Source organism: Jiangella muralis (assembly GCF_001270745.1).
Taxonomy (GTDB): domain Bacteria; phylum Actinomycetota; class Actinomycetes; order Jiangellales; family Jiangellaceae; genus Jiangella; species Jiangella muralis.
Genome location: NZ_LFXL01000010.1, coordinates 307,203 through 333,354, shown reverse-complemented (window position 1 = coordinate 333,354; position 26,152 = coordinate 307,203). Strand labels below are relative to the sequence as shown.

The 26,152-nt window shown below is 71.9% G+C and carries 18 protein-coding genes and 1 pseudogene; 15 read left to right on the top strand and 4 right to left on the bottom strand.

Going from position 1 to position 26,152, the window contains the following annotated elements; translation table 11 throughout:
• Nucleotides 1-45: 45 nt before the first annotated feature.
• Nucleotides 46-456, bottom strand: a complete 411-nt coding sequence (locus ACW62_RS19520; protein WP_053205766.1) for a DUF6703 family protein — start codon at nt 454-456, stop codon at nt 46-48.
• Between the two features lie 128 nt (nt 457-584).
• Here ACW62_RS19520 and ACW62_RS19515 point away from each other — a divergent pair.
• The 10 genes and pseudogenes from ACW62_RS19515 to ACW62_RS19470 all read left to right on the top strand — a co-directional run.
• Nucleotides 585-857 (top strand): annotated as a pseudogene (locus ACW62_RS19515) (antibiotic biosynthesis monooxygenase family protein); the annotation flags it as partial.
• A 113-nt stretch (nt 858-970) separates the two neighbouring features.
• Nucleotides 971-2,197 carry a YibE/F family protein gene (locus ACW62_RS19510; RefSeq protein WP_053205765.1) on the top strand — a complete coding sequence of 409 codons (1,227 nt, stop codon included), beginning with the start codon at nt 971-973 and terminating at the stop codon, nt 2,195-2,197.
• 34 nt (nt 2,198-2,231) lie between these two features.
• Nucleotides 2,232-3,611, top strand: a complete 1,380-nt coding sequence (locus tag ACW62_RS19505; protein ID WP_053205920.1) for a glycine--tRNA ligase — start codon at nt 2,232-2,234, stop codon at nt 3,609-3,611.
• Nucleotides 3,605-4,750, top strand: a complete 1,146-nt coding sequence (gene dusB / locus ACW62_RS19500; RefSeq protein ID WP_205629472.1) for a tRNA dihydrouridine synthase DusB — start codon at nt 3,605-3,607, stop codon at nt 4,748-4,750. The genes ACW62_RS19505 and dusB overlap by 7 nt, the downstream gene beginning before the upstream one ends.
• A 257-nt stretch (nt 4,751-5,007) precedes the next feature.
• Entirely contained in the window at nt 5,008-9,300 is a 4,293-nt protein-coding gene (locus tag ACW62_RS19495) for a ThuA domain-containing protein (protein ID WP_083459941.1), read from the top strand.
• Between the two features lie 31 nt (nt 9,301-9,331).
• Nucleotides 9,332-10,846, top strand: a complete 1,515-nt coding sequence (locus ACW62_RS19490) for a glucoamylase family protein (protein ID WP_053205763.1) — start codon at nt 9,332-9,334, stop codon at nt 10,844-10,846.
• Nucleotides 10,847-10,938: 92 nt separating this feature from the next.
• The gene (locus tag ACW62_RS19485; protein ID WP_053205762.1) at nt 10,939-11,187 is read left to right on the top strand and encodes a hypothetical protein; all 249 of its coding nucleotides are present in this window, start codon (nt 10,939-10,941) and stop codon (nt 11,185-11,187) included.
• Nucleotides 11,188-11,414: 227 nt separating this feature from the next.
• Nucleotides 11,415-14,117: a pyruvate, phosphate dikinase gene (gene ppdK / locus ACW62_RS19480; protein ID WP_053205761.1), complete on the top strand. Its 2,703-nt coding sequence runs from the start codon at nt 11,415-11,417 to the stop codon at nt 14,115-14,117.
• Nucleotides 14,118-14,243: 126 nt separating this feature from the next.
• Complete coding sequence (locus ACW62_RS35340) at nt 14,244-14,945, top strand: LPXTG cell wall anchor domain-containing protein (RefSeq protein ID WP_053205760.1); 702 nt, start codon at nt 14,244-14,246, stop codon at nt 14,943-14,945.
• Between the two features lie 155 nt (nt 14,946-15,100).
• Nucleotides 15,101-15,856, top strand: coding sequence for an LPXTG cell wall anchor domain-containing protein (locus ACW62_RS19470; RefSeq protein WP_053205759.1), 756 nt, complete (start codon nt 15,101-15,103; stop codon nt 15,854-15,856).
• Nucleotides 15,857-15,942: 86 nt separating this feature from the next.
• On the opposite strand, the gene lhgO is transcribed toward ACW62_RS19470, so the two are convergent.
• The gene (lhgO, locus tag ACW62_RS19465; RefSeq protein ID WP_053205758.1) at nt 15,943-17,145 is read right to left on the bottom strand and encodes an L-2-hydroxyglutarate oxidase; all 1,203 of its coding nucleotides are present in this window, start codon (nt 17,143-17,145) and stop codon (nt 15,943-15,945) included.
• A gap of 78 nt (nt 17,146-17,223) precedes the next feature.
• Between lhgO and ACW62_RS19460 the strand changes: the two genes are divergently transcribed.
• Both ACW62_RS19460 and dnaG read left to right on the top strand, forming a co-directional pair.
• Nucleotides 17,224-18,450 (top strand): deoxyguanosinetriphosphate triphosphohydrolase, encoded by a 1,227-nt coding sequence (locus ACW62_RS19460; RefSeq protein WP_053205918.1) that lies wholly within the window; start codon nt 17,224-17,226, stop codon nt 18,448-18,450.
• A 104-nt stretch (nt 18,451-18,554) separates the two neighbouring features.
• Nucleotides 18,555-20,486, top strand: a complete 1,932-nt coding sequence (dnaG, locus tag ACW62_RS19455) for a DNA primase (protein ID WP_053205757.1) — start codon at nt 18,555-18,557, stop codon at nt 20,484-20,486.
• 230 nt (nt 20,487-20,716) lie between these two features.
• Here dnaG and ACW62_RS19450 read toward each other — a convergent pair whose 3' ends face one another.
• Nucleotides 20,717-21,088 carry a hypothetical protein gene (locus ACW62_RS19450; protein ID WP_053205756.1) on the bottom strand — a complete coding sequence of 124 codons (372 nt, stop codon included), beginning with the start codon at nt 21,086-21,088 and terminating at the stop codon, nt 20,717-20,719.
• A gap of 449 nt (nt 21,089-21,537) precedes the next feature.
• Between ACW62_RS19450 and ACW62_RS34165 the strand changes: the two genes are divergently transcribed.
• Entirely contained in the window at nt 21,538-21,696 is a 159-nt protein-coding gene (locus tag ACW62_RS34165) for a hypothetical protein (protein WP_157574853.1), read from the top strand.
• A 37-nt stretch (nt 21,697-21,733) separates the two neighbouring features.
• Nucleotides 21,734-22,390: a DsbA family oxidoreductase gene (locus tag ACW62_RS19445; RefSeq protein ID WP_240477344.1), complete on the top strand. Its 657-nt coding sequence runs from the start codon at nt 21,734-21,736 to the stop codon at nt 22,388-22,390.
• A 271-nt stretch (nt 22,391-22,661) separates the two neighbouring features.
• Here the strand turns inward: ACW62_RS19445 and ACW62_RS33310 are convergent.
• Nucleotides 22,662-23,470 (bottom strand): IS5 family transposase gene (locus ACW62_RS33310; RefSeq protein WP_157574852.1). Its coding sequence is split into 2 segments (ribosomal slippage): nt 22,662-23,131 and nt 23,131-23,470, totalling 810 coding nucleotides; the frame shifts between segments, so codons are not numbered across the junction.
• Nucleotides 23,471-24,740: 1,270 nt separating this feature from the next.
• On the opposite strand from ACW62_RS33310, the gene xylB reads away from it, so the two are divergent.
• Complete coding sequence (gene xylB, locus ACW62_RS19435; RefSeq protein WP_053205753.1) at nt 24,741-26,120, top strand: xylulokinase; 1,380 nt, start codon at nt 24,741-24,743, stop codon at nt 26,118-26,120.
• Nucleotides 26,121-26,152 lie beyond the last annotated feature (32 nt).

Genomic DNA, 26,152 nt, shown 5'->3' with positions numbered 1-26,152 from the left:
CGGGCAGGAACGCAGCGCGCGGGGGCGTCGGTGTCGGCGCGTTGGTCAGGCCAGCCAGCCGCCGGCCCGGGCGATGACCAGGCCGCCGAGCGCCACCACGATGAACCCCCTGCTCAGCCGCTGCCCAACGGAAAGGCGCGGCCACGCCAGCACCAGCAGCCACACCAGGAACAGCACCACGAGCCCGAGCAGCGCCGGCCCGACGGGCGACGGCGCCAGCAGACCGCCGAGCAGGACGGCCGCCGTGACGATGCCGAGCAGCCACTTGGGTGCGGCCGTGAGCTTGACCAGGATGGGAAAGCTGACCGCCTCGATGCGGGCCCGCGCGCTCGACTTGGGCGGCGGGCCGGCCGGGGCGGGGCGGCGGCTGCCGCCGGACCGCGGCGCGCGCGACCCGGCGCCCGGCGCGGCGGGCCGGCGGTTCGGGTTGCGGCGTGGCTGGCGGTTCTGCGGCACTGGAGATCCTTCGGGTGTGTCGACCTACTCGGTCGCAGCATCGTACGGTGGTTGGTCGACATACTGCTGCATGGCTCCGACAGAGTCGAGGCTCCGCCTCAGCTGGCCCTGGCCTCGAAAGGATCACGATGCTCGTCGTCACCCGCTACCGGGTCCCACCCGCGGACGCGGTGCCGTTCCGCGACCGCGCCCGGCGCGCGCTCGAGGTGCTCGCGACCCGGCCCGGCTGGCGCGGCGGCCACGTCGGCCGCGCCGCCGACGACCCCGAGCTGTGGGTGGTCAGCAGCGAGTGGGAGAACGTCGGCTCGTACCGCCGCGCGCTGTCGTCGTACGAGGTCAAGCTCGAGGCGGTGCCGCTGCTGTCGCTGGCGATCGACGAGCCCACGGCGTTCGAGATCGTCGCGACGGTGGAGAGCTCCGGCGCCAGCGTGCGGGCGTCCGACGCCGACGAGGTGGGGCTCGGCCAGGCCGCGGCACCCGTCGTCCGCACGGACTTCGACCGCGGTCAGCAAGCGTGAGCGCCGTCCACCTGCACGGTTCCGAGCCCGCGCCGCCGGCCGGGCCGCACGTGCGCCGGCTCGTGCTGGCCGTGCTGATCCCGCTGGTCCTGGCCACCATCGCCGGGCTGATCGTGCTCTGGCCCGACGGCGAGCCGCCCAGCATCCAGGCCGGCGTCCGCACCGACGGCACGATCCTGTCGGTCGAGCCGTGCGAGGACGTCGTCGACACCCCGCCGACGCCGGACGGCGAGGACACCGCCGCCGAGTGCCTGCAGGCGCGGGTCCGGGTCGACGCCGGGCCGGACGAGGGCGCCGAGACGGTGGTGCCGCTGCCGTTCGGCGTCGGCGCGCCGGAGTTCCACGACGGCGACGCGGTCGTGCTCAGCGCGTTGCCCGACGCGCCGCTGGAGACCCGCTACGAGGTGCTCGACTTCCAGCGCGACGTGCCGCTGCTCTGGCTGGCCGGACTGTTCGCCGTCGCCGTCGTGGTGCTGTCCGGCTGGAAGGGGCTGGCGGCGCTCGGCGGGCTGGGCGTCTCGATGGTCGTGCTGCTGGTGTTCGTGCTGCCGGCGCTGCTGACGGGGGAGTCGCCGCTGCCGGTGGCCGTCGTCGGAGCGTCGCTGATCATGATCGTGACGCTGTACCTCGCGCACGGGGTGTCCATCCGCACGTCCGTCGCGCTGATCGGCACGCTGGTCAGCCTCGCGCTCACCGGGGTGCTCGGCTCGCTGTTCACGTCGCTGGCGAGCTTCACCGGGCTGGCCGGCGAGGCGTCGTCGTACCTCGGCACCGTCAACGCCGACATCGACCTGCGCGGCCTGCTGCTGGCGGGGCTGGTCATCGGCGCGCTCGGCGTGCTCGACGACGTCACCGTCACGCAGAGCGCGGCGGTGTGGGAGCTGTCCACCGCCGACCCGTCGTCGTCGCGGCGGTCGCTGCTGGCCGCCGGGCTGCGGATCGGCCGCGAGCACGTGGCCGCCACGGTGAACACGCTGGTCCTGGCCTACGTCGGCGCCGCGCTGCCGCTGCTGATGCTGTTCAGCGTCGCGGGCCAGGGTGTGACCGACGTCATCACGACGGAGGCGGTCGCGCAGGAGATCGTCCGCGCGCTGGTCGGCGGCCTGGGCATCATCGCGGCGGTGCCGGTCACGACGGCGTTGGCGGTCCTGGCGGTCCGGGGAAGATCGGCCCGCCCGGCTGGCCGACGCCGCAAGCCGGTGTCGTCTACCCTCGAAGCTTGACCTGGACGCCGAGACCCCGATTGGAGTGACCACCGTGCCCGCGCCCGTCGACGCCATCGTCTCCCTCGCCAAGCGCCGTGGTTTCGTCTTCCCGACGGGTGAGATCTACGGCGGTACGCGCTCGGCCTGGGACTACGGGCCGCTCGGCGTGGAGCTGAAAGAGAACGTACGCCGCCAGTGGTGGCGTTCCATGGTGCAGCAGCGCGACGACGTCGTCGGCCTCGACTCCGCGGTCATCCTGCCGCGCGAGGTGTGGGTCGCGTCCGGGCACGTCGAGGAGTTCGTCGACCCGCTGGTCGAGTGCCAGTCCTGCCACCGCCGCCACCGCGCCGACCAGTTGGAGGAAGAGCACGCCGCCCGCACCGGCCTGCCGGTCAGCGGCGGGCTGGCCGAGGTGCCGTGCCCCACCTGCGGCGCGAAGGACTCCTGGACCGAGCCGCGCATGTTCAACGGCCTGCTCAAGACCTTCCTCGGCCCCGTCGAGTCCGACGAGGGGCTGCACTACCTGCGGCCCGAGACCGCGCAGGGCATCTTCGCCAACGTCGTCAACGTCATGAACTCCTCGCGCAAGAAGCCGCCGTTCGGCATCGCGCAGGTGGGCAAGTCGTTCCGCAACGAGATCACCCCGGGCAACTTCATCTTCCGCACGCGCGAGTTCGAGCAGATGGAGATGGAGTTCTTCGTCGCGCCGGGCACCGACGAGCAGTGGCACGAGTACTGGCTGCAGGAGCGGTGGGACTGGTATGTCGGGCTGGGGCTGTCCGAGGACAACCTGCGCCGGTACGAGCACCCGAAGGAGAAGCTCTCGCACTACTCGAAGCGGACGGTCGACATCGAGTACCGCTTCGGCTTCGGCGCAACGGAGTTCGCCGAGCTCGAGGGCGTCGCCAACCGCACCGACTTCGACCTCACCACGCACGCGAAGCACTCCGGCCAGGACCTCAGCTTCTTCGACCAGGAGAAGGGCGAGCGCTGGACGCCGTACGTCATCGAGCCGGCCGCCGGGCTGACCCGCTCGGTGCTCGCGTTCCTGCTCGATGCCTACGACGTCGACGAGGCGCCCAACGCCAAGGGCGGCGTCGACACCCGGCACGTGCTGCGCCTCGACCCACGGCTGGCCCCGGTGAAGGTGGCCGTGCTGCCGCTGTCGCGCAACGCCGACCTGTCGCCGAAGGCGCGCGACCTCGCCACCGGGCTGCGCGCGCGGTGGAACGTCGAGTTCGACGACGCCGGCGCCATCGGCCGCCGCTACCGCCGTCAGGACGAGATCGGCACCCCGTTCTGCGTCACCGTCGACTTCGCCACCCTCGACGACGACGAGGTCACCGTCCGCGACCGCGACACCATGCACCAGGAGCGCATCGGCATCGACCGCGTCGAGGCGTATCTCGGGGAACGGCTGCCCACGTGCTGACCACCGTGCCGTCCGTCGCCCCGCTGCGGCTGGGATCGCTGCGGGTCGGCCCGCCGGTCGTGCTCGCGCCGATGGCCGGCGTCACGAACGCCGCGTTCCGCCGGCTCTGCGCCGAGCAGGGCGCCGGGCTGTACGTGTGCGAGATGATCACCTCCCGCGGCGTCGTCGAACGCGACGAGAAGACGCTGAACATGCTGGTCTTCGCCGACGTCGAGGACGTCCGCTCGGTGCAGCTCTACGGCGTCGACCCGTACTACGTCGGCGAGGCCGTGAAGGTGCTGGCCGGCGACTTCGGCGTCGCCCACGTCGACCTCAACTTCGGCTGCCCGGTGCCCAAGGTGACGCGCAAGGGCGGCGGGGCGGCGCTGCCGTACAAGCGCGGGCTGCTCGAGGCGATCCTGCGCTCCGCCGTCGCCGCCGCGGCGCCGTACGGCATCCCCGTCACCATGAAGACGCGCAAGGGCATCGACGACGACCACCTCACCTACCTCGACGCCGGCCGCATCGCCGAGGACGCGGGCGCGGCCGCCATCGCGCTGCACGGGCGCACCGCCGTCCAGCACTACTCCGGGACGGCGGACTGGTCGTCCATCGCTTCGCTCAAGGAGCACGTCGGCATTCCGGTGCTCGGCAACGGCGACATCTGGGAGGCCGCCGACGCCGTCCGCATGCTCGACGCCACCGGCGCCGACGGCGTCGTCGTCGGCCGCGGCTGCCTCGGCCGGCCGTGGCTGTTCCGCGACCTCGCCGCGGCATTGTCGGGTGCGCCGGTGCCCGCCCTGCCGACGCTGGGTGAGGTGACCGCGATGATGCGCCGGCACGCCGAACTGCTGGCCGAGCTCATGGGCGAGGACCGCGGCCTGCGCGACATGCGCAAGCACATGGCCTGGTACCTCAAGGGCTTCGTCGCCGGTCAGCAGGTGCGCGCGTCGTTGGGCATGGTGTCGACGCTGGCCGACCTCGACGCGCTGCTGGCCGAGCTGGACCCGTCCCAGCCGTACCCGGAGGCCGAGCTGGGCCAGCCGCGCGGGCGGCAGGGCAGCCCGCGCAAGGTCGCGCTGCCGGCCGGCTGGCTCGACGACCCCGACGGCGTCACCGGCGATCTCGCCGACGCCGAGCTCGACATCTCCGGCGGTTGACCGCTGCCCCGGTCGCCATGATCATCAACCTTTTGTGCTGCTATCACGCCACGAAACGCGGATGATCATGGACCGCGGCGGCGAACGCGCCGTCAGCCGGCCAACCTCTTGACACCGGACATTTGGTACGGAAATCTCTCTCCGTAACCGGTTACTGATACCGGTTACATTCGGCTGGCGGGCACACGAATTCGACGCTGGGCCGGGCATGGCACGGGGGTAGTGGCACAGGGGGACTCTATGGAGAGGAACCGCTCATGGCTCAGCCCGGACCGCGCCGCCGACGCAGATCGGCCGTGCTCGTCGCCGTCGTCGCCCTGATCGCGGGCCTGCTGGCGGCGGCCGGAGTCCAGACGGCCGCCGCCCACCCGGGCCACGGCGGCTACTCGATCCTGGTCTTCTCCAAGACCGCCGCGTTCCGGCACGACTCCATCCCGGCCGGCATCGCCGCGATCCAGCAGCTGGCCGCCGAGCACGAGTTCACCGTCACGGCCACCGAGGACGCCGCCGCGTTCACCGACGAGAACCTGGCGCAGTACGACGCGGTCGTGTGGCTGTCGACGACCGGCGACGTCCTGAACGACGAGCAGCAGGCGGCGTTCGAGCGGTACATCCAGGCCGGCGGCGGGTACGCGGGCGTGCACGCCGCGTCCGACACCGAGTACGACTGGCCGTGGTACGGCGAGCTGGTCGGCGCCTACTTCCAGGGGCACCCGCGCAACCAGGACGCCACCGTGAAGGTCGCCGACCGCACGCACCCGTCGACCCAGCATCTCCCGGCCGACTGGCAGCGCTTCGACGAGTGGTACAGCTTCCGCACCAACCCGCGCGGCAGCGTGCACGTGCTGGCCAGCCTGGACGAGAGCACGTACGACCCCGAGGCGAACCCGATGGGCCTGGACCACCCGATCGCCTGGTGCCAGACCTACGACGGCGGCCGGTCCTGGTATACCGCCGGCGGCCACACCACGGAGAGCTACTCCGAGCCGGAGTTCCTGCAGCACCTGCTCGGCGGCATCGAGACCGCGGCCGGAGCGACGGCGGCCGACTGCGGCGGCACCGTCTGGGACACGTTCGACAAGGTCCCGCTCGACACCGGCACCGCGAACCCGATGGAGCTGGACGTCGCCGCGGACGGGCGGGTGTTCTACGTCGAGCGGGCCGGCGAGGTCCGCATGATCGACCCCGCCAGCAGCCAGACCACCGTCATCGGCACGCTGGACGTGTACACGCAGCGCGAGGACGGCCTGCTCGGCATCGCGCTCGACCCCGGCTTCGTCGAGAACGGCTGGATCTACCTCTACTACTCGCCGGACGGCACGGAGGCCGAGCAGCGGCTGTCGCGGTTCACACTGACCGGCACCATGCTCGATCTCGCCAGCGAGGTGCAACTGCTGGAGGTCCCGGTCGACCGCGCGGTGTCCGGCCACGCCGGTGGCAGCCTGAGCTTCGACGTCGCCGGGAACCTCTACCTCGCCACCGGCGACGACACCAACCCGTTCGAGTCCGACGGGTACGCGCCGATCGACGAGCGGTCCGGCCGCGCCTCGTTCGACGCCCAGCGCAGCTCCGGGAACACCAACGACCTGCGCGGCAAGGTGCTGCGCATCCACCCTGAGCCCGACGGCACGTTCACCGTCCCCGACGGCAACCTGTTCCCGTCCGGCACGGCGCAGACCCGGCCCGAGATCTACGCGATGGGCTTCCGCAACCCGTTCCGCATCGAGGTCGACGGCGAGACCGGGGCGCTGCTGGTCGGCGACTACGGCCCGGACGCCCCGCAGGCGAACCCGGACCGGGGCACCGAGGGCCAGGTCGAGTGGAACCGCATCACCGCCGCCGGCAACTACGGCTGGCCGTACTGCCACGGCGCCGGCCCGTTCCGCGACTGGGACTTCGCGAGCCAGACCGCCGGCCCGGCGTTCGACTGCGCGAACCCGGTCAACGACTCGCCGAACAACACCGGCCTGACCCAGCTCCCGCCGGTCACGGCGCCCGACGTCTACTACGGCCGCTCCGAGACCGGCACCAACACGCCCGAGATGGGGACCGGCGGCGGCGCGATGGCCGGCCCGGTCTACCGCTACGACGAGGCGCTGGAGTCCGACGTCAAGTGGCCGGCCTACTACGACGGCGCCGCGCTGTTCTACGAGTGGACGAACACCGAGGACGGCTACCTGCGGCCGTTCGACAACGACGTCTGGGAGTTCCGCCTCGACGGCGACGCCGTCCACGACGTGAATCCGCTGCTCACCAGCATGGACTTCCTGCGCCCGATGGACATGACGTTCGGGCCGGACGGCGCGCTGTACCTGATCGAGTGGGGGACGGGGTTCGGCGGCAACAACGCCGACTCCGGCATCTACCGCATCGAGTACACCGGCGAGGGCACCCGGCCGGTCGCGCAGGCGGCCGCCGACCCGACGTCCGGCGCGCTGCCGCTGGCCGTCCAGTTCAGCAGCGACGGCTCCGGCCACCCGAGCGGCCTGCCGGTCACGTACCACTGGGCGTTCGGCGACGGGGCGGAGTCGACCGACCCGAACCCGGCGCACACGTACACCGTCGCCGGGCAGTACTCCGCCCGGCTGACGGTGACGGCGGAGGACGGCGCGACCCGCTCGCAGACCGTCCAGATCACCGCCGGCAACACCGCGCCGGAGGTGACGCTCGACCCGCCGGTCGAGGGCGGCTTCTTCGACTTCGGCGACGACATCGCCTACGGCATCGACGTCACCGACGCCGAGGACGGCGCGACCGGCGACGGCAGCATCGCGTGCGACGGCGTCGACCTGCAGGTGCTCTTCGGGCACGCCGGCCACGCGCACCCCGTCGAGGTGCTGCCCGGCTGCGAGGGCACCGTCGCCACCAGCACCGACTCCGGTCACCCGGCCGGTGAGGACCTGTTCTGGGTGCTCGAGGCCCGCTACACCGACCAGGGCGGCGCCGGCGTGGGCGCGCTGACCGGCCGCGACCTGCACGTCCTGCAGCCGAAGCTGAAGGAGGCCGAGCACTTCCAGACGATGAGCGGCATCCAGCTGGAGGCCACCAGCGACCCGCGCGGCGGCCGGCAGAACATCGGCTTCATCGACGACGGCGACTACATCTCGTACGACCCGATGAACCTCGCCGGCATCGACGCGATCACCTACCGGATCGCGTCCGGCGGCAGCGGCGGACGCATCGAGATCCGCTCCGGCGCGCCCGACGGCCCGCTGGTCGGCGACAGCGGCCACATCCCGCCCACCGGCGGCTGGCAGTCGTGGACCGACGTCACCGTCCCGGTCGAGGATCCCGGCGGCACCCACGAACTGTTCTTCGTGTTCCGCCACGAGCCCGGGTCGACCGGCCTGTTCAACCTCAACTACCTGAAGTTCCGCGGCAAGGGCGTGTCCGTCGACGCGCGGCCGGAGATCTGGTCGGTCGAGGCGACGCCGCCGTCCGGTGAGCTGCCGTACGAGGTGACGCTGAGCGTCGAGGCCGGCGACCCGGAGGGCCAGGACCTCACCTACACCTGGGACCTCGGCGACGGCACGACGGCCACGGGTGCGCAGGTCACGCACACGTACGAACTGTCCGGCGTCTACCGGCCGACGGTGACCGTCACCGACGCCGCGGGATCGGCGGCGCACGACTCCGTCCGCGTCGAGGCCGTGCCGCAGGCGTCGCCGCCGATCGAGTGCGCCGACCCGGGCAGCGACCCGGCGCCGGACGACGAGTTCGACGGCGACCGGCTGGACGGCTGCCGCTGGGACCAGGTGGTCCGGCCGGACCTCAACCGGTTCCGCGTCGAGGGCGGCCAGCTGAAGATCGACACCACCCCGACCAACCTGTTCGACCAGCACAACAACGCGCCGAACCTGATGCTGCAGTCCATGCCCGAGGGCGACTGGGTGGTCGAGACCCGGGTGTCCGGCGACGTCTGCGAACGCTGGCAGCAGGGCGGCCTGCTGGTCTACGAGAGCGACCAGACCTTCCTCAAGCTCGACTACGTCGGCACCTCGCCGGTCGGGCAGCCGTGCGAGCGCAAGATCGAGATGCGGCACGAGATCGGCGACATCTTCCAGCCCGCGTTCCCCGAGGTCACCCTGCCCGACGGCGTGACGACGTGGTGGCTGCGGCTGGAGAAGTCCGGCTCGACGTACACCGGGTACTACAGCGCCGACGGCGTCACCTTCGAGCAGGTCGGCGTCATCGAGAACGACCAGCTGGCCACGGCCGACGTCGGGCTGTACGCGTTCGGCCAGGAACAGACGCAGGCCACCACCGTCGGGTTCGACTACTTCCACGTGCTGGAGTCCGAGCCGCCGGACGCATGCCCCGACTCCGACGAGAGCCCGACGGTCGTCCTCCGCGACGTCGACTCCGGCGTGACCAACTACGAGCGCGCCGACGGGTGCACCGTCGAGGACCTCATCGAGGACGAGAAGGAGTGGCCGAACGAGGGCCGGTTCCTCATGCACGTCCGCAGCGTGACCCAGCACCTCGTGCACGACGGCGTGCTGACCCGTCCCGAGCGCGCCGCCATCGTCGACGCCGCCGCCCGCAGCTGACCCCGTCCGACAACCCCGGAAAGGACCATCCATGCAGGTACGACCGAGGATGAAGGCGGTCGCCGCGACCGCCGCGACGGTGCTGGTGGCCGGCCTGGCGCTGCCCACCCAGGCCGCGCCGCCCGCGCCGGCGGCCGGCGTCGCGGACCGGCCGGACGACGGCCTGTCGCGGGCCGACCGCGCCACCCTGCAGCGCTACGCCGAGGGCACCTGGGCGTCGTTCGTCGCGATGACGGACGAGGCCAGCGGGATGCCCGCGGACAAGCTGAAGGCCGACGGCACGACCAGCGTCCAGACGTCGACGACGAACATCGGCGCCTACATGTGGAGCGCCGTCGTCGCCGAGGAACTGGACATCATCGACCGAGACGAGCTGGTCGACCGGCTGTCCGTCACGCTCGAGACGCTCGCCGGGCTGGAACGGGACCAGGGGAGCGGCCAGTTCTTCAACTGGTACGACCACCACACCGGCGAGGTCATCACCGTCTGGCCGGACGACGGCAGCACGGTCGTCCCGCACTACTCGTCGGTCGACAACGGCTGGCTGGCGACCGGCCTGCAGGTCGTCCGCGAGGCCGTCCCGGAGCTGGCGGAACCGGCCGGCGAGCTGTTCGACAGCATGGACTTCGGGTTCTACTACCGGCCCGAGGTCAACCGCATCCTGTTCCACTACGCGCCCAGCACCGGCGCCGCGCCGTGCTGCTACGACACCCTCGTCAGCGAGAGCCGGATCGCCAGCTACATCGGCATCGCGAAGGGCGAGATCCCGCGCAAGGCCTACTTCGGCACCTGGCGCAGCTTCCCGAACACCTGCGACTGGGACTGGACCGAGCAGCAGTCCGTCGGCGAACACCGCAGCTACCTGGGCCAGGACGTCTGGGAGGGCGCCTACCGGTACCGCGGCATGGAGATCGTCCCGGCCTGGGGCGGCAGCATGTTCGAGGCGCTGATGCCGACGCTGTTCGTGCCCGAGGAGAGCTGGGGTCGGCGCAGCTGGGCGGTGAACCACCCGAACTACGTCCAGGCGCACATCGAGCACGGCCTGGACGAGGCGCAGTACGGCTACTGGGGCTTCTCGCCGTCGAACAACACCAAGGGCGGCTACAACGTCTACGGCGTCGAGGCGATCGGGATGGACCCGAACGGCTACCCGTCCAACAACGACGCCACCCTGGTGGACTACGGCTGGGAGGGCTGCGACAAGCCGGCCCAGCCGCTGCCCGGGCCGGAGGACTACACCAACGGCGTCGTCACGCCGCACGCGTCCTTCCTGGCGCTGCGCTACGCCCCCGAGGAGACGATGGAGAACCTCGCCAACCTGGAGCGCGACTTCGACATCTACTCCGACTGGGGCTTCCGCGACGCCGTCAACGTCGGCAGCGGCACCGTCGACGAGTACTTCCTGTCGCTCGACCAGGGCATGATCATGGGCGCGATCGGCAACGCCCTGGCCGACGACCTGCTGCGCGACGCCTTCGTCACACCGCTGTTCCAGTCGCGGGTGAAGCCGGTCATCGCGATGGAGGAGTTCACCAACTTCCGCTGACCTTCCGGCCCGCCGCCCCTCGCCTCCTCGCGCCGTCCCGCGAATTGGGCGAGGGGCGGCGGGGGAGCGGGTTCGTCCGTATCCTCGAAGGCATGCAGGCAGGGATCCTCGACTGGGCCTCGACGACCGCCGTCGACCTGCAGGCGGTGCTGCGCACGGTCGCCGTCACCGTGGCCATCGTCTTCGTCATCTACCGGGCCGTGCACTCGAAGTTCTCGCTCGGCACGATCATCGTGTCCGCACTCGCGGCCGGCATCTTCGTCTGGCTCGTCTTCAACGTCGACCAGCTCAGCGACACCATCGGCGAAGACCTCCCCGGCGGGTCGTCAGCGCCCGGCTGACCCACCGCCCACTGGTAGGGAGAGGTACGTACCAGTACGTGTGCCGTGCGTCACGCGCCATCCACCATGGCTGTGGGGTCGGACGCGGTCACGGAGGTACGGGTCGCGGGCACACTCGCGTTCCGTTCGATTGGTCCGGAAGTGGTCCAAGCGGCCGCTCGACACGCGTCGTTAGGCTCCGCGCAACTTCGCATGTGGATGCCGTACGCGACACGGAGGGCCGGCCTGTGCAGTACGTTTTCGACTTCACCGAGGGCAGCAGAGACCAACGCGACCTGCTCGGCGGCAAGGGTGCCAACCTCGCCGAGATGACCTCGCTGGGACTACCCGTCCCACCGGGCTTCACCATCAGCACCGAGGCATGCCGCACGTACCTGGCGACCGGACGCGAGCCCGACGGCCTCGCCGACGAGGTCGACCGGTACCTGGCCGGCCTGGAGTCGCGGATGGGCAAGCGGCTCGGCGACGCGACCGACCCGCTGCTGGTGTCGGTGCGTTCCGGGGCCAAGTTCTCGATGCCCGGCATGATGGACACCGTCCTCAACGTCGGCCTCACCGACATCTCGGTGTCCGGGCTGGCGGCGGTCGCCGGCGACGAGCGGTTCGCCTGGGACTCCTACCGCCGCCTCGTCCAGATGTTCGGCAAGACCGTGCTCGGCGTCGACGGCGAGCGCTTCGACCATGCGCTGGAGACGCGCAAGAAGGACCGCGGCGTCGAGTCCGACGTCGACCTCTCCGTCGACGACCTGCGCGGTCTCGTCGCCGAGTTCAAGGAGATCGTGCGCGACGCGGCCGGGACGGAGTTCCCGCAGGACCCGCGCGCCCAGCTGGACCTCGCCGTCCGCGCCGTCTTCGAGTCGTGGAACACCGACCGGGCCAGCATCTACCGCCGTCAGGAGCGCATCCCCGACGACCTCGGCACCGCCGTCAACATCGTCGCGATGGTGTTCGGGAACCTCGGGGCCGGCTCCGGCACCGGCGTCGCGTTCACCCGCGACCCCGCCACCGGCGAGCAGGGCGTCTACGGCGACTACCTGCCCAACGCGCAGGGCGAGGACGTCGTCGCCGGCATCCGCAACACGCTGGCGCTGGCCGAGCTGGAGCGGCTGGACAAGACCTCGTACGACCAGCTGCTCGACATCATGGAGACGCTGGAGAAGCACTACCGCGACCTCTGCGACATCGAGTTCACCATCGAGCGCGGCAAGCTGTGGATGCTGCAGACCCGGGTCGGCAAGCGGACGGCGGCCGCGGCGTTCCGGATCGCCGGCCAGCTGGTCGACGAGGGCCTGATCGACGAGGACGAGGCGCTCTCGCGGGTCACCGGCGCGCAGCTGGCGCAGCTGATGTTCCCGCAGTTCGACCCCGCGGCCGAGCGGACGGCCATCGCGCGTGGCATGGCGGCCAGTCCGGGCGCCGCCGTCGGGAAGGCCGCGTTCGACTCCGCGACGGCGGTCGAGTGGGCCCAGCGCGGCGACGACGTCATCCTCGTCCGGCGTGAGACCAACCCCGACGACCTGCGCGGCATGGTCGCCTCGCGCGGCATCGTCACCTCGCGCGGCGGCAAGACGTCGCACGCGGCCGTCGTCGCCCGCGGCATGGGCCGCACCTGCGTCGTCGGCGTCGACGCGCTGCGGGTCGACCCGCGGGCGCGCGAGTTCACCACGCCCGACGGCGCCCGCGTCGTCGAGGGCGACGTCATCTCCATCGACGGCGGCACCGGCGAGGTGTTCCTCGGCACTGTCCCGGTGGTGCCGTCGGCCGTCGTCGACGCGCTCTACGGCGATGCGGCGCCGTCCACCGGCGGGGACTCCGTCCGCCAGGAGGTCGTCGCCGCCGTCCTGCGGCTCATGCGTCACGCCGACGACCGCCGCCGGATGGAGGTGCGCGCCAACGCCGACACCGGCGAGGACGCCCGCCGGGCCCGCGACCTGGGCGCCGCCGGGATCGGGCTGTGCCGGACGGAGCACATGTTCCTCGGCGCGCGCCGCAAGATCGTCGAGCACGTCATCCTCGCCCGCACGGCCGAGCAGCGCGAGGCCGGGCTGGACGAGCTGCGGCCGCTGCAACGCGCCGACTTCACCGAGATCCTGGAGGCGATGGATGGCTTGCCGGTGACGATCCGGCTGCTGGACCCGCCGCTGCACGAGTTCCTGCCCGACCTCACCGACCTCTCCGTGCGGGTCGCCGTGGCCGAGGCGACCGGTGCGCCCGATGCTGAGGCGGCTGCGCTGCTCGCCGAGGTGCAGCGGCTGCACGAGACGAACCCGATGCTCGGCATGCGCGGCGTGCGGCTCGGGCTGGTCGTGCCGGGGCTGTTCGAGCTGCAGGTGCGGGCCATCGCCGAGGCCGCCGCGTCGCTGCGGGCGCGCGGGCTGGACCCGCGGCCGCAGATCATGGTGCCGCTGGTCGCCGCCGTCCAGGAGCTGGAGGCGATCCGCGACATGGCCGAGGCGACGGTGGCCGAGGTCGCCGCCGAGACCGGGACCGGCCTGCGGTTCCCGATCGGGACGATGATCGAACTGCCGCGCGCGGCGATGACGGCGCACGCCATCGCCGAGGCGGCCGAGTTCTTCTCCTTCGGCACCAACGACCTCACCCAGACCACCTGGGGCTTCTCCCGCGACGACGTCGAGGCCACGTTCTTCCCCGCCTACCTCGAGCGCGGCATCTTCGGCGTGAGCCCGTTCGAGTCGATCGACGCCGACGGCGTGGGCCGCCTGGTGTCGATCGCCGCCTGGGAGGGCAAGGAGACCCGGGAGGACCTGGAGCTCGGCGTGTGCGGCGAACACGGCGGCGACCCCGACTCCATCCACTTCTTCGAGTCGATCAAGCTCGACTACGTGTCCTGCTCCCCGTTCCGGGTGCCCGTGGCGAGGCTCGAAGCGGGTCGTGCCGCCCTGGTCACGGAGGGCAGCGACAGCCGCTGAAGCGGACACGCGGGGCACATTGCGACGAAGTGGTCGGATCAGATACCCTCCGACCGATTGTGTCGAATTAGAGGGTTTTAATACTTGAGGGGCACCATGCGCCGTCTTGCGTACCTTGCTGCCGTTTTGCCTGCCGTAACCGTCGGTGCCGCACTGCTCGGCACCCTTCCCGCCGCCGCCGACCACAACGAGCCCGACCAGATCCTCGACGGAAACGTCAAGTCCTGTGAGGGCATCGTCGACGGCGACGTCATCTGGGAGGAGAGTGCCGATGTGCCGGACATCATCGAGCACGGCTGGTTCACCGTGACCCTGTCCGACGACAACCAGTGGCTCGACGTCGTCCTCACCCCCGAGGGTGAGAACAGCGGCATCGACCTCGCCGTCCTGGTCAAGGGTGGTCCGCAGACCGCGGTCTACCTCGGCCCGGACCTCACCCACCTGCACGCGCCGGAGAACGCGTCAGGCAACCCCGCGCAGATCAGCAACTACACGATCTGCAAGGTCCACTTCAACGAACAGCCGACCGAGACGCCCACGCCGACGCCGTCGGAGACGCCGAGCGAGACCCCGTCGGAGACTCCCTCGGAGACGCCGAGCGAGTCGCCGTCGGAGACCCCCAGTGAGTCGCCGTCGGAGACCCCGAGCGAGTCGCCGTCGGAGACCCCGAGCGAGTCGCCGTCGGAGACCCCGAGCGAGTCGCCGTCCGAGACCCCGGGTGAGGACCTGCCCGACACCGGTGGTTCGCCGGCCCTGCTGCTGGCGCTAGCCGGTGCGCTGGTCGTCGCCGGTCTGCTGGCGATGCGGCAGCGCTTCGTCAAGCAGTAACGATCACTGACGCCGCCGGGCGTGCGACCTCACGGTCGCGCGCCCGGCGTGTCTGTGCGCACCCTGTTGCTCGGGTGGCCTGGCGTCAGATATGTTCCGTCTGCCTCCGCAGCGGCCTGTGTCATGCAGTGAACACTTCATTCGAGGGGCATATCGTGCGTCGCATCACTTTCATCGCCGCAGCCTGCGCGGCGATCGCGGTCGGAGTTGCCGTCCCGGCAGCGGCCGAGCAGCCCGCGGATCACGGCTACTACTTCTCCGGCAACGCCCAGAACTGTGAGGACGACGAGTTCCTCGCCGACATTCAGGGCGTCACCACCGAGGACCTGGGTGAGACGCTCATCCACGCCGACCCGGGCGAGGACGCCGCCAACGAGATCGTCAGCGGCGACGTCCACGGTGACGACAACCAGTACCTGGACGTCACCCTGCTGGACGATTCCTACGTCATCACCGCCGTCGTGGTGAAGGGCGGACCGGCCTACACGCTGTATCTCGAGGAGCCGTGGACCGGGCTGCACTCGCCGCCGCTGGAGCAGAGCGGCAACATCCCGGCCATCAGCCACTGGTTCGTCTGTGGCTACCAGGAGACCTCCACCGGGACCCCCACGCCGACTCCGTCGGAGACCCCCAGTGAGACTCCGTCGGAGACCCCGAGTGAGTCGCCGTCGGAGACCCCGAGTGAGTCGCCGTCGGAGTCGCCCTCGGAGTCGCCCAGCGGGACGCCGTCGGAGTCGCCCAGCGCGTCCCCGTCGGAGTCGCCGACGCTGAGCCCGACCTCGACGCCGTCGGAGACCCCGAACGGTGAGCTGCCCGACACCGGTAGCTCGCCCGCCGTGCTGCTCGCGGTCGCCGGCGTTCTGGTGTTCGCCGGTCTGCTCGCGCTGCGGCACCGGTTCGTGAAGCCGTAACACCCGCTCGTCCGGTCAGGCGCTCGGTCCCCCAGGGGCCGGGCGCCTGACCCGTTCCCGGCCGGGCCCCGCGTCGCCCGTCGCGGTCAGCCGGCCAGCAGCTCGCTCGCCACGTCGTCGGCGATGGCCAGACAGGCAGTCGCGGCCGGCGACGGTGCGTTGCGGATGCACAGCACGTTCCCGCGGCGGCTGGACCGGAAGTCGTCGACCAGCGTGCCGTCGGCGTCCATGGCCTGCGCCCGGATGCCGGACGGCGCGGGCACGAGGTCCGCGGCCGTCAGCGTGGGCAGGTACCGCCGGGCGGCCGCCGCGAACCGGCGCCGGCTCATCGACCCGTACAGCTCGTGCACCGCCGTGCGCCGGTTGGCCCACGCGAACCGCCGGAAGCCGTCCCACCGGGCCAGCCGGATCAGCTCGGCCGGGTCGACGTCGCGCTTGCGGTAGCCCTCGCGGGCGAGCGCGAGGACGGCGTTCGGGCCGACCATCACCTCGCCGTCGACCCGCTTCGTCAGGTGCACGCCGAGGAACGGGTAGCGCGGGTCCGGCACCGGGTAGACCAGGCCGTTGACCAGGTGCCGCCGCTCCGGGCGCAGCAGCGCGAACTCGCCGCGGAACGGGACGATGCGCGGATACGGGTCGTCGCCGGCCATGCGGGCCAGCCGGTCGGACTGCAGCCCGGCGCACACGACGACGCGGTCGAAGGCGAGCGTCTCGCCGGACGCGGCCGTCACCCGCACCTCGTCGTCGGACTGGTGGAAGCGCGTCACCTCGAACCCGGTCCGCACCGTCGCGCCCGCATCGGCGGCGTCGGCCAGCAACGCGGCGGCCACCGCGGCGAAGTCGACGATCGCCGTCGTGGGAGAGTGCAGGCCGGCGACACCGCGCACGTGCGGTTCCAGCTCGGCCAGCCCGCCGGCGTCGAGCATCCGCACGCCGGGGACGCCGTTGGCGACGGCCCGGTCGCGCAGGTCGTCGAGGCGGACCCGCTGCGACTCGTCCAGCGCGACGATCACCTTGCCGCACTCGTCGTAGGTCAGGCCCCGCGCCGCGCAGTAGTCGCGCAGCAGCCCCACGCCGCGGCGGGAGAACCGGGCCTTCGCCGAGCCGGGCGCGTAGTAGATGCCGGCGTGCACGACGCCGCTGTTGCGCCGGGTCTGGTGGCGGGCCGGCTCGGCCTCCTTCTCCAGCACGGTGACGGTGGCGGCGTCGGACGACCGGGCCAGCGCACGGGCGACGGCCGAGCCGACGATGCCGCCGCCGACGACGGCGAAACTGGACGGGACGCTCATGCGGCCACTCCCCCCGGTGACGGTGGCGCCAGGGTACCGAACGCGCCAGGGTCGCGGGCCGCGTAACCTCTGGCAGTGATGAGCGGCTACGACGACGCGGATCGCGAGCGGTGGGCGGCCGAGCCACCGAAGCGGGCGGTCCGCACGGCGTTCGAGCGCGACCGCGCCCGCGTCGTGCACTCGGCGTCGCTGCGGCGGCTGGCGGCCAAGACGCAGGTGGTAGCGCCCGGCAGCGATGACTTCGTCCGCAACCGGCTCACCCACTCGCTCGAGGTGGCGCAGGTCGGCCGCGAGCTCGGCAAGGAGCTGGGCTGCGATCCCGACGTCGTCGACGCCGCCTGCCTCGCGCACGACATCGGGCACCCGCCGTTCGGGCACAACGGTGAGCAGGTGCTGGACGAGATCGCGGCCGGCATCGGCGGGTTCGAGGGCAACGCGCAGACGTTGCGGCTGCTCACCCGCCTGGAAGCGAAGGCCGCTCACCCCGACGGCCGGTCCGCCGGGCTCAACCTCACCCGCGCCAGCCTCGACGCGTCGACGAAGTACCCGTGGCGGCGCGGCGAGCGCGACGGCCGCAAGTTCGGCGTCTACGACGACGACGCCGAGGTGTTCGGCTGGCTGCGCGACGGCGCCGCCGGCGACCGCCGCTGCCTCGAAGCGCAGGTCATGGACTTCTCCGACGACGTCGCCTACTGCGTCCACGACGTCGAGGACGCCATTGTCGGTGGCTGGCTGCAGCCCGGGTCGTGGCTGGACGACGGGTCGGAGCGCGCGCGGGTCGCCGCGCTGACCCGGGAGTGGTACCTCCCCGACGCGGCGGCCGACGAGATCGCCGAGGCGCTGGACCGGCTGCGCGCGCTGCCCTACTGGGTCGGTTCCTACGACGGGCGGCTCCGCTCGCAGGCCGCGTTGAAGGACATGACCAGCCAGCTCATCGGCCGTTTCTGCGACGATGCCGAGCGGGCCACGCACGCGGTCTACGGCGGCGGGCGGCTCACTCGGTACGCCGCCGACCTCGTGGTACCGCGGCACACGCGCGCCGAGGTGGCCGTGCTCAAGGGCCTGGCCGCCGTCTACGTGATGACGGCGTCGGACCGCGCGCCGATCTACGCCCGCCAGCGCGAGCTGATCGAGGAGCTGGTGTCGGCGCTGCGGCTGCGGGCGCCGGAGTCGCTGGAGCCGGCCTTCCAGGAGTCCTGGGCCGCCGCCCCCGACGACGCGGCCCGGCTGCGCGTGATCCTCGACCAGGTCGCCTCGCTCACGGACGGCTCCGCTGTCGCCCTGCACGCCCGCCTCACTCGCTGACCGTCCCGCCGGCCTGGGCTGCCCGGCCCGCCCGCCTCACCTGCTGGCCGTCCCGCCTGCCTGGGGGGAAGCGGCGGACCGGCGGCGGTCGTAGACTCAGGCGCGTGGCAGGTCGCATCCGGGACGAGGACATCGCAGCCATTCGCGAGCGCGCCAGGATCGACGTCATCGTCGGCGAGTACGTCGCGCTGCGCAACGCGGGCGGCGGATCGCTCAAGGGACTGTGCCCGTTCCACGACGAGAAGTCGCCGTCGTTCCACGTCACGCCAGCCCGCGGGTTCTTCCACTGCTTCGGCTGCGCCGAGGGCGGCGACGTCATCAGCTTCGTCCAGAAGATCGACCAGCTGTCGTTCACCGAGGCGATCGAGCGGCTGGCCGACAAGGTCGGGCTGCAGTTGCGCTACGACGAGACCGGGTCCGGTGGGTCGGCGCCGCGGCAGAACCGCGAGCAGCGCACCCGGCTGGTCGAGGCGCACCGGGTGGCGGCGGAGTTCTACGCCGAGGCACTGGCCGGGTCGCCGGAGGCCGTCGCCGGACGGCAGTTCCTCGACGAGCGCGGGTTCGACCACGCGGCCGCCGAGCGGTTCGGCGTCGGTTACGCCCCGCAGGGCGGCGAGGTGCTGCGCAAGCACCTGCGGCAGAAGGGCTTCAGCGACCACGAGATCATCACCGCCGGGCTGGTCGCGCAGGGCCGCAACGCGCCATACGACCGGTTCCGCGGCCGGCTGGTATGGCCGATCCACGACCTCATGGGCGACGTCGTCGGCTTCGGCGCCCGCCGCCTCTACGATGACGACCGCATCGAGGCCAAGTACCTCAACACCCCCGAGACGTCCATCTACAAGAAGAGCCACGTCCTCTACGGCGTCGACCTCGCCAAGAAGGACATCGCGCGCACCTCGCAGGCCGTCGTCGTCGAGGGCTACACCGACGTCATGGCCTGTCACCTCGCCGGCGTCACCACCGCCGTCGCCACCTGCGGGACGGCGTTCGGTGAGGACCACGCGCGGATCCTGCGCCGGCTGCTGCGCGACCAGGACGAGTACCGCGGCCAGGTGATCTTCACCTTCGACGGCGACGCCGCGGGCCAGAAGGCGGCGCTGCGGGCGTTCGAGGGCGACCAGCGCTTCGTCGGGCAGACCTACGTCGCCATCGACCCCGACGGCCTCGACCCGTGCGAGCGGCGGCAGAACTCCGGCGACCCGGGCGTGCGCGAGCTGATCGCACGGCACCGGCCGTTGTTCGAGTTCGCGATCCGGTCCATGATCGACGAGTACGACCTCGACAACGCCGAGGGCCGGGCGCACGCCCTGGACAAGGCGATCCCGTTCATCGCCCGCATCCGCGACCGCTCCGTCCGTGACCAGTACGCCGTCCGGCTCTCCGGGTGGGTCGGCCCGCCGCTGGGCCACTCGGAGAACTGGGAACGAGACGTCGTGTCCCGGGTCCGCGCCGCCGCGGGCGTGCCCGACCGTCGTGCCGCCGGCGGGCGGGGCCGGTCCGCCGCGCCGCCACCGGCCGGGCAGCAGGCGCTCGGTGTGCCGGTGCACGGCAACGTCGACCCGCAGACACTCGAGCTGGAGCGGGCCGCCCTGCGCGTCGCCGTTCAGCGGCCCGCCCTGGCCGGACCCACCTTCGACGACCTCGGGCCCGAGGCGTTCCTTTCGCCCGCCTACCGCTCCGTCCGCGAGACCGTCGCCAAGGCCGGCGGCTGCGCCACGCAGGCAGGTGGGCACGACTGGGTCGAGGCACTCCTGGCCGTCGCCCCCGACGACGCCGCCCGGCACGTCGCCACCCAGCTCGCCGTCGAGGCCATGCCCGTCGACGAGAACGCCGTCCAGCGCTACGCCGACTCCGTGGTCCTGCGACTGCACGAGGTCTGGGTGTCGCGGCAGCTGGTCGCGCTGAAGGCCAAGCTGCAACGCACCGACCCGTCAGCGCAGGTGGAGATCTACAACCGGCTGTTCGGCGAGCTCATGGCGCTGGAGAAGCACCGTCGCGACCTGCGCGAGCGAGGCATCGGCGCCGCCGGCTGACGCTGGTCGGCTGCGGGGTTGGCCGGGTTCAGCCGTCCTCGCGACGGACCTCCGGACGCGGTATTTCGTCGTCGGTTCTGGTGTCAGGCGTCTCCCGGTGGTCGGAGCGGCCGAACATGCGCTCGCCGAACTCGTCGAGCCTCTAGTTGATCCGTAGGAACACGACGAAGGCGTAGACCGACAGGGCGATGAAACCGATGAGGAGCGTCCAGATCTGTGCGTCGTTCAGGTCAGCCGTCCTCTCGGTGGAACACGCGCCGCGTCAGCGCGACGACGTCGCCGTCGAGGTGCTCGATGCGCCGGTTGACCTCGTCGAACCGGGTGTTCATCTCGGCGCGCATGGAATCGAACTTCGCGTCCATGGCGCCGAACTTCGCGTCCATGGCGCCGAACCTGGCGTCCATGGACTGGAAGCGCGCGTCGAACTTCTCGTCCATCGCCGCGAATCGGTGATCGATGGTGGTGAATCGGTGGTCGATGGTGTCGAACCGGCTCTCCAGCCCGCCGACCTTGGCGTCGATCAAGCGCAGCAGCATCGTGAACATGATGCTGATGACGGCCGTGAAGCCGCCGATCAGTGTCCAGGTCTGCGCGTCGTTCATCTCCTGCTCCTTCGTGGATCGTCATGGTACGACCCTGCCGGGGAGCGGCGCAGCTCGCTGGGGACGAATCGGACATTGTGGATAACCACGGGAAGCGGGGCGGCCTGTGGATACCGAGTCCGCATCACGCTCCGGGCAGGCGGGCACCGAACCGCACCGTGGCGGTGCCGTCACTGCCGGCGACCGGCACTGGCTTCGGCGCGCCAGTCGTCGTCCCATCGCGCGAACGCGGCCCTGACGGTGTCGGGTGTCGACGCAGCGGGCCACCAGCCGAACCTCCGGGCGCTCTCCTCGTCCTCGCCGCCCATGTGCGCCCGGCATCGTGCCGGTATGCCGATCCAGCACGAGGACGCCATCGGTCAGCTGGACCCATGCTCCGCGGTCCGTCGGATCGTGAGCAACCGGAGTCCCACGGGAATGCCACCGAACCCGTTGACGCTTCAACCATCATGAGCGAACCCCGAGACGACACGACCGCGCCCGCGGACCCCGCCGAGAGCGCCCCGTCCGGGCTGATCGTGCTCGGGAGCACCGGCGGAGCTGCCGACGGCACCGACCCGGCCGACGCCGGAGCGGGGGACTGCGGCGACGGGTTCTGCGCCCTCTGATCGCGCCCCGAACACCACCAACGAACGCAAGGAGAACGTGACAGTGCTGGTCGAGGTGTGGTCGGACTTCGTCTGCCCGTGGTGCTACATCGGCAAGCGGCGGCTCGAGACGGCGTTGGGCCGGTTCGAGCATGCTGATGACGTCGAGATCGTCTGGCGCAGCTTCCAGCTGGACCCGGCGACGCCGCAGGGCGCGGACGGCCCGGTGTCGGAGAGCCTGCGGACGAAGTACGGGGTCAGCGCCGAGCAGGTGGTGGAGATGAACCAGCGCGTCACCACGCTCGCCGCCGCCGAAGGGCTGGAGTACCACCTGGACACCGCGCGCGTCGCCAACACGTTCGACGCGCACCGGGTGGCGCACCTGGCCCGCGAGCACGGGGCCGGGCCGCAGCTGCACGAGCGGCTGATGCGGGCACACCTGATCGAGTCGGTGCACCTGGGGACGCCGGAGAACGTGGTCCGGCTGGCCGCCGAGGTGGGCGTGCCCGCCGACGAGGCGCGCCGGGTGCTCGACGGCGACGACTATGCCGACGACGTGCGGGCGGAGATCGACCTCGCCCGCCAGTTCGGCGCCAGCGGCGTGCCGTTCTTCGTGATGGGCCGCACGCACGGCGTCGCCGGTGCGCAGCCGGTCGAGGTGTTCGACGGCGCACTGGTGGAGGCGTACCAGCGGACGGCGGCGCCGACCGGCTGACGGCGGACGGACCCCGCGCGGCCCACCGTGCGGTCGGCGGCCGCAGCGGCCTGCCCTGGATGAGTGAGTCCGATTGGTCGTGTGGACGTTTCGCCGGTGACGCCGGCTGGCGCGGGTGCGCTGGGCGCGTCGGTGGGGGTAGGGCTGGCCGCGTGGTTCGGTATGGGCTGCCACGGGCGCCTTGGGGTGCGGCGGTTGGCCGGGGTCTGCCGCGTTGGCCGTTTTGCGGCCGTGGGCCGTCCCCCTGCTGCCCATCTTCTTAGAACTCGTTTCAGAATGCTGGTGGGAGTTTGCGGCAGCAGATGATGGCGCAGGCGAGTTGCATGAGGCCGAGGTGGAGGTCGGCGCGGGTCTCGTAGCGGGTGCGGAGTCGTTTGAAGTGGTGGAGCCAGGCGAAGGCGCGTTCCACGACCCATCGTTTCGTGCCGAGTCCGGAGCCGTGCGCGACGCCGCGGCGGGCGATCTTCGGGACGATGCCGCGCTCGCGTAGTTCGCGGCGGTACTTGTCGTAGTCGTAGCCGCGGTCGGCGTAGAGGATCTTGGGCTTGTGCCGGGGCCGGCCGACGACACCCTTGATCCTGGGCAGCGAGTCGACCAGTGGGAGTAGTTGGGTGACGTCGTGCCGGTTCCCACCGGTCAGTGTGATCTGTAGTGGGACGCCGTTGCCGTCGACGATCAGGTGGTGCTTGGAGCCAGCGCGGCCGCGGTCGACCGGGGATGGGCCGGTCTGGTCCCCCCTTTGAGCGCGCGCACGTGCGACCCGTCCACGCTCATGTCGTCCAGGTTCAGCAGCCCGTTCCGGCGCAGTTCGGCCAGCAGGATCTGGTGCAGTTTCGGCCAGACGCCGGCCTCGGTCCACTCCCGCAGCCGGCGCCAGCACGTCACCCCGGACACCCCGAGAGCATGCTTCGGGACCTGTGCCCAGCCGACGCCGTACTTGAGCACGAACACGATCCCCGCCAGCGCCGCGCGGTCGTCGAGCCGCCGCCGCCCGTGGTGCAGCCGAGGCCGAGGCTTCGGGACCGGCAGCAGCGGCACGACCCGCTCCCACAACGCATCCGGAACAAGATCATCAATCATGAGGTCAGCATGCCGAACCCCGCCGGTCAGTCCGCCCCGAGACACGCCGAGATCATTCTGAAACGGGCAGTTATCAGGGGGACGGGGGAAGTGCGGGCACAGGCCCGCCCGGGTGCACCGTTCGCCTGGCTGGCTGCCGTTCGCTGTTCGCGCCGGTGCACCGTTTGGTCGTCATCGACTCCCGGAGCCGTCTTCGATGGCGGGAGTCGTGTTCGAGGGGCCTTCCGGACGGTTCTGGCTATCGAAGACGTCCCAGATCGTCGACGTCACTCGCGTGGGGAGCACGTCACCCGCCGTAGCACCGGATGAGCGTCGTCGCCGGCGGTCATACGGTCCTGGGGCGAGTGAGGTGCACCCGCCGCGCGTGAAGCCGTGCCGCTACCCCACGACCCGAGTTGATCATGGCCAAATCGGGGTTCCGGCGCACGGGGAACCCCGATTTCGCCATGACCAACTCGGCGGTGGCGGCCACAGCTGGCCGGGACCAAGGCAGCGGACGGCGAGGTGTGCCCAGACTGCCCCCGTCCCCCTGATAGGTGCCCGTTCTTGGCCGCGGGGCCGCGGGTCAAGCGGTCACCCAACGCGCGAAGCGCCGATCGGGTCCGCTTGAGGCGCGGTTTCGCGGCTGAGAGAATGGGCGCCAGGGGGACGGCCAACGTGCGGACCACGGCGACGTGGCAGACCCGGGCGCACGGCCGGCCAGTCAACGCGAAGCCCGGCCAACCGAGTGGACCGGCCCGACCGAGTGGACCAGGCCCACCGGCGCGAGGACCGGCCGACCGGCCTGAGGGCTAGTCGTCATCGGCTGCGGCCCCCGGAGACCCACCCATCCTCGGACCCTAACCGGCGCCGGCCCCTCCCGGCCCCTCCCGCGGCAGCACCGGCCGCGGTTGAGCGCGCACCCTTGATGGGTGAGATCGCTTGCCGCCCGGCGACAGTGGCCTCACCCGGTCACCGGCCACCACCTTGGCTAGGCTGACCGCCGCCCGGACGTCCGGTTCATCCCGATATCCAGCATGGCCAGCAGTGCCAAGGCACCCGCGGCGATCAGCCCACCCCAGCTGCGTAGATCACGAGGACCCGTTCAGCTAGCGGTCGGCAGCTGCGGCGGGCCTGTCTTGGTGGTCGACGATCCGGGCGGGCCTTCGGTGTCGGTCGGGGGCTCGGCGGGGCCTGCCCCTGACGACGGCGTGCCAGACCCGGCGCCCGGCCGGTCGATGACCGGCGCCAGGCGTCGCGGACGGGCCGTCGCGGCGGGCATGATGCGGGCATGACCCTCGTCGCCGGCATCGATTCGTCCACTCAGTCCTGCAAGGTCGTGCTCGTAGACGCCGACTCGGGTGCCGTCGTCGAGACCGGCCGGGCCGACCATCCCGACGGTACCGAGGTCGACCCCCGTGCCTGGTGGGAGGCCCTGCACCAGGCCGGCGACGGGCTGCTCGGGCGGGCCGCCGCGGTCGCCGTCGGGGGACAGCAGCACGGCATGGTCGTCCTCGACGCGGCCGGCGAGGTGGTGCGCCCGGCGCTGCTGTGGAACGACACCCGCTCGGCCGGCGCCGCTCGCGACCTGACGGCGGAACTCGGCGGCCCCGCGGCGTGGGCCGAGGCCGTCGGGCTGGTGCCGGTGGCCAGTTTCACCGTCACCAAGCTGCGCTGGCTGGCCCGGCACGAACCGGACCACGCCGCCCGCGTCAAGCAGGTGATGCTCCCGCACGACTACCTCAGCTGGCGCCTGGCCGGCCGGCCCGAGCAGGCGGTCACCGATCGCGGCGACGCCTCCGGCACCGGCTACTGGTCGGCCGCGACCAACGAGTACCGCCCGGACCTGCTGGAGCTCGGCTTCGGCCGCGCCCTCGGCGTCCCGCGGGTCGCCGCCCCGAACGAGATCACCGGCACGACGGCGGCAGCTGCGGCCATCGCCCCCGGCACCGGCGACAACATGGGTGCCGCGCTGGGCCTGGCGCTCGAGCCGGGTGACGTGGTCGTCTCGCTCGGGACCAGCGGGACGGCGTTCGCGGTGGCCGAGCGGCCGGTCGCCGATCCCACCGGCACCGTCGCCGGATTCGCCGACGCGACCGGCAGACACCTGCCGCTGGTCGCGACGCTCAACGCGGCGCGGGTGCTGACGGCCGCCGCGGCCCTGCTGGGGACCGACCTCGCCGGGCTGGACCGGCTCGCGCTGGAGGCGGAGTCCGGCGCCGGCGGCCTGGTGCTGCTGCCGTACCTCGACGGCGAGCGGACGCCGGACCTGCCGGACGCGACCGGCTCGCTGGTCAACCTCACCCGCGCCGCGATGACGCCGCGGAACCTGGCCCGGGCCGCCGTCGAGGGCATGCTCTGCGGTCTGGCCGACGGCGTGGACGCGCTGGCCGCGCAGGGGGTGGCGGTCCGGCGGGTGCTGCTGATCGGGGGCGCGGCGAAGTCGGCCGCGGTCCGGGCCGTCGCGGCGGAGGTGTTCGGGACGCCGGTGGTCGTGCCGGCCCCGGGCGAGTACGTCGCGCTGGGCGCCGCCCGGCAGGCGGCGTGGGCGCTCTCGGGCGCCGCGACTCCGCCGCCGTGGCCGCTCGACTTGGAGACGACGGTCGAGGCGGCGGCGGGCGCCGGGGTGCGGGAGGCGTACGCGGCGGCGCGGGAACGGCTGCACGGCTGACGGTGGCCGCGAGTGGCCGCGCGAGGGCGTGC

Coding starts and splice junctions, on each gene's coding strand:
- ACW62_RS19495 (WP_083459941.1), top strand. CDS start 5,008: ATGGCTCAGCCCGGACCGCGCCGCCGACGCAGATCGGCCGTGCTCGTC.
- xylB (WP_053205753.1), top strand. CDS start 24,741: ATGACCCTCGTCGCCGGCATCGATTCGTCCACTCAGTCCTGCAAGGTC.
- ACW62_RS19460 (WP_053205918.1), top strand. CDS start 17,224: ATGAGCGGCTACGACGACGCGGATCGCGAGCGGTGGGCGGCCGAGCCA.
- ACW62_RS34165 (WP_157574853.1), top strand. CDS start 21,538: ATGAGCGAACCCCGAGACGACACGACCGCGCCCGCGGACCCCGCCGAG.
- ACW62_RS19450 (WP_053205756.1), bottom strand. CDS start 21,088: ATGAACGACGCGCAGACCTGGACACTGATCGGCGGCTTCACGGCCGTC.
- ACW62_RS19485 (WP_053205762.1), top strand. CDS start 10,939: ATGCAGGCAGGGATCCTCGACTGGGCCTCGACGACCGCCGTCGACCTG.
- lhgO (WP_053205758.1), bottom strand. CDS start 17,145: ATGAGCGTCCCGTCCAGTTTCGCCGTCGTCGGCGGCGGCATCGTCGGC.
- ACW62_RS19490 (WP_053205763.1), top strand. CDS start 9,332: ATGCAGGTACGACCGAGGATGAAGGCGGTCGCCGCGACCGCCGCGACG.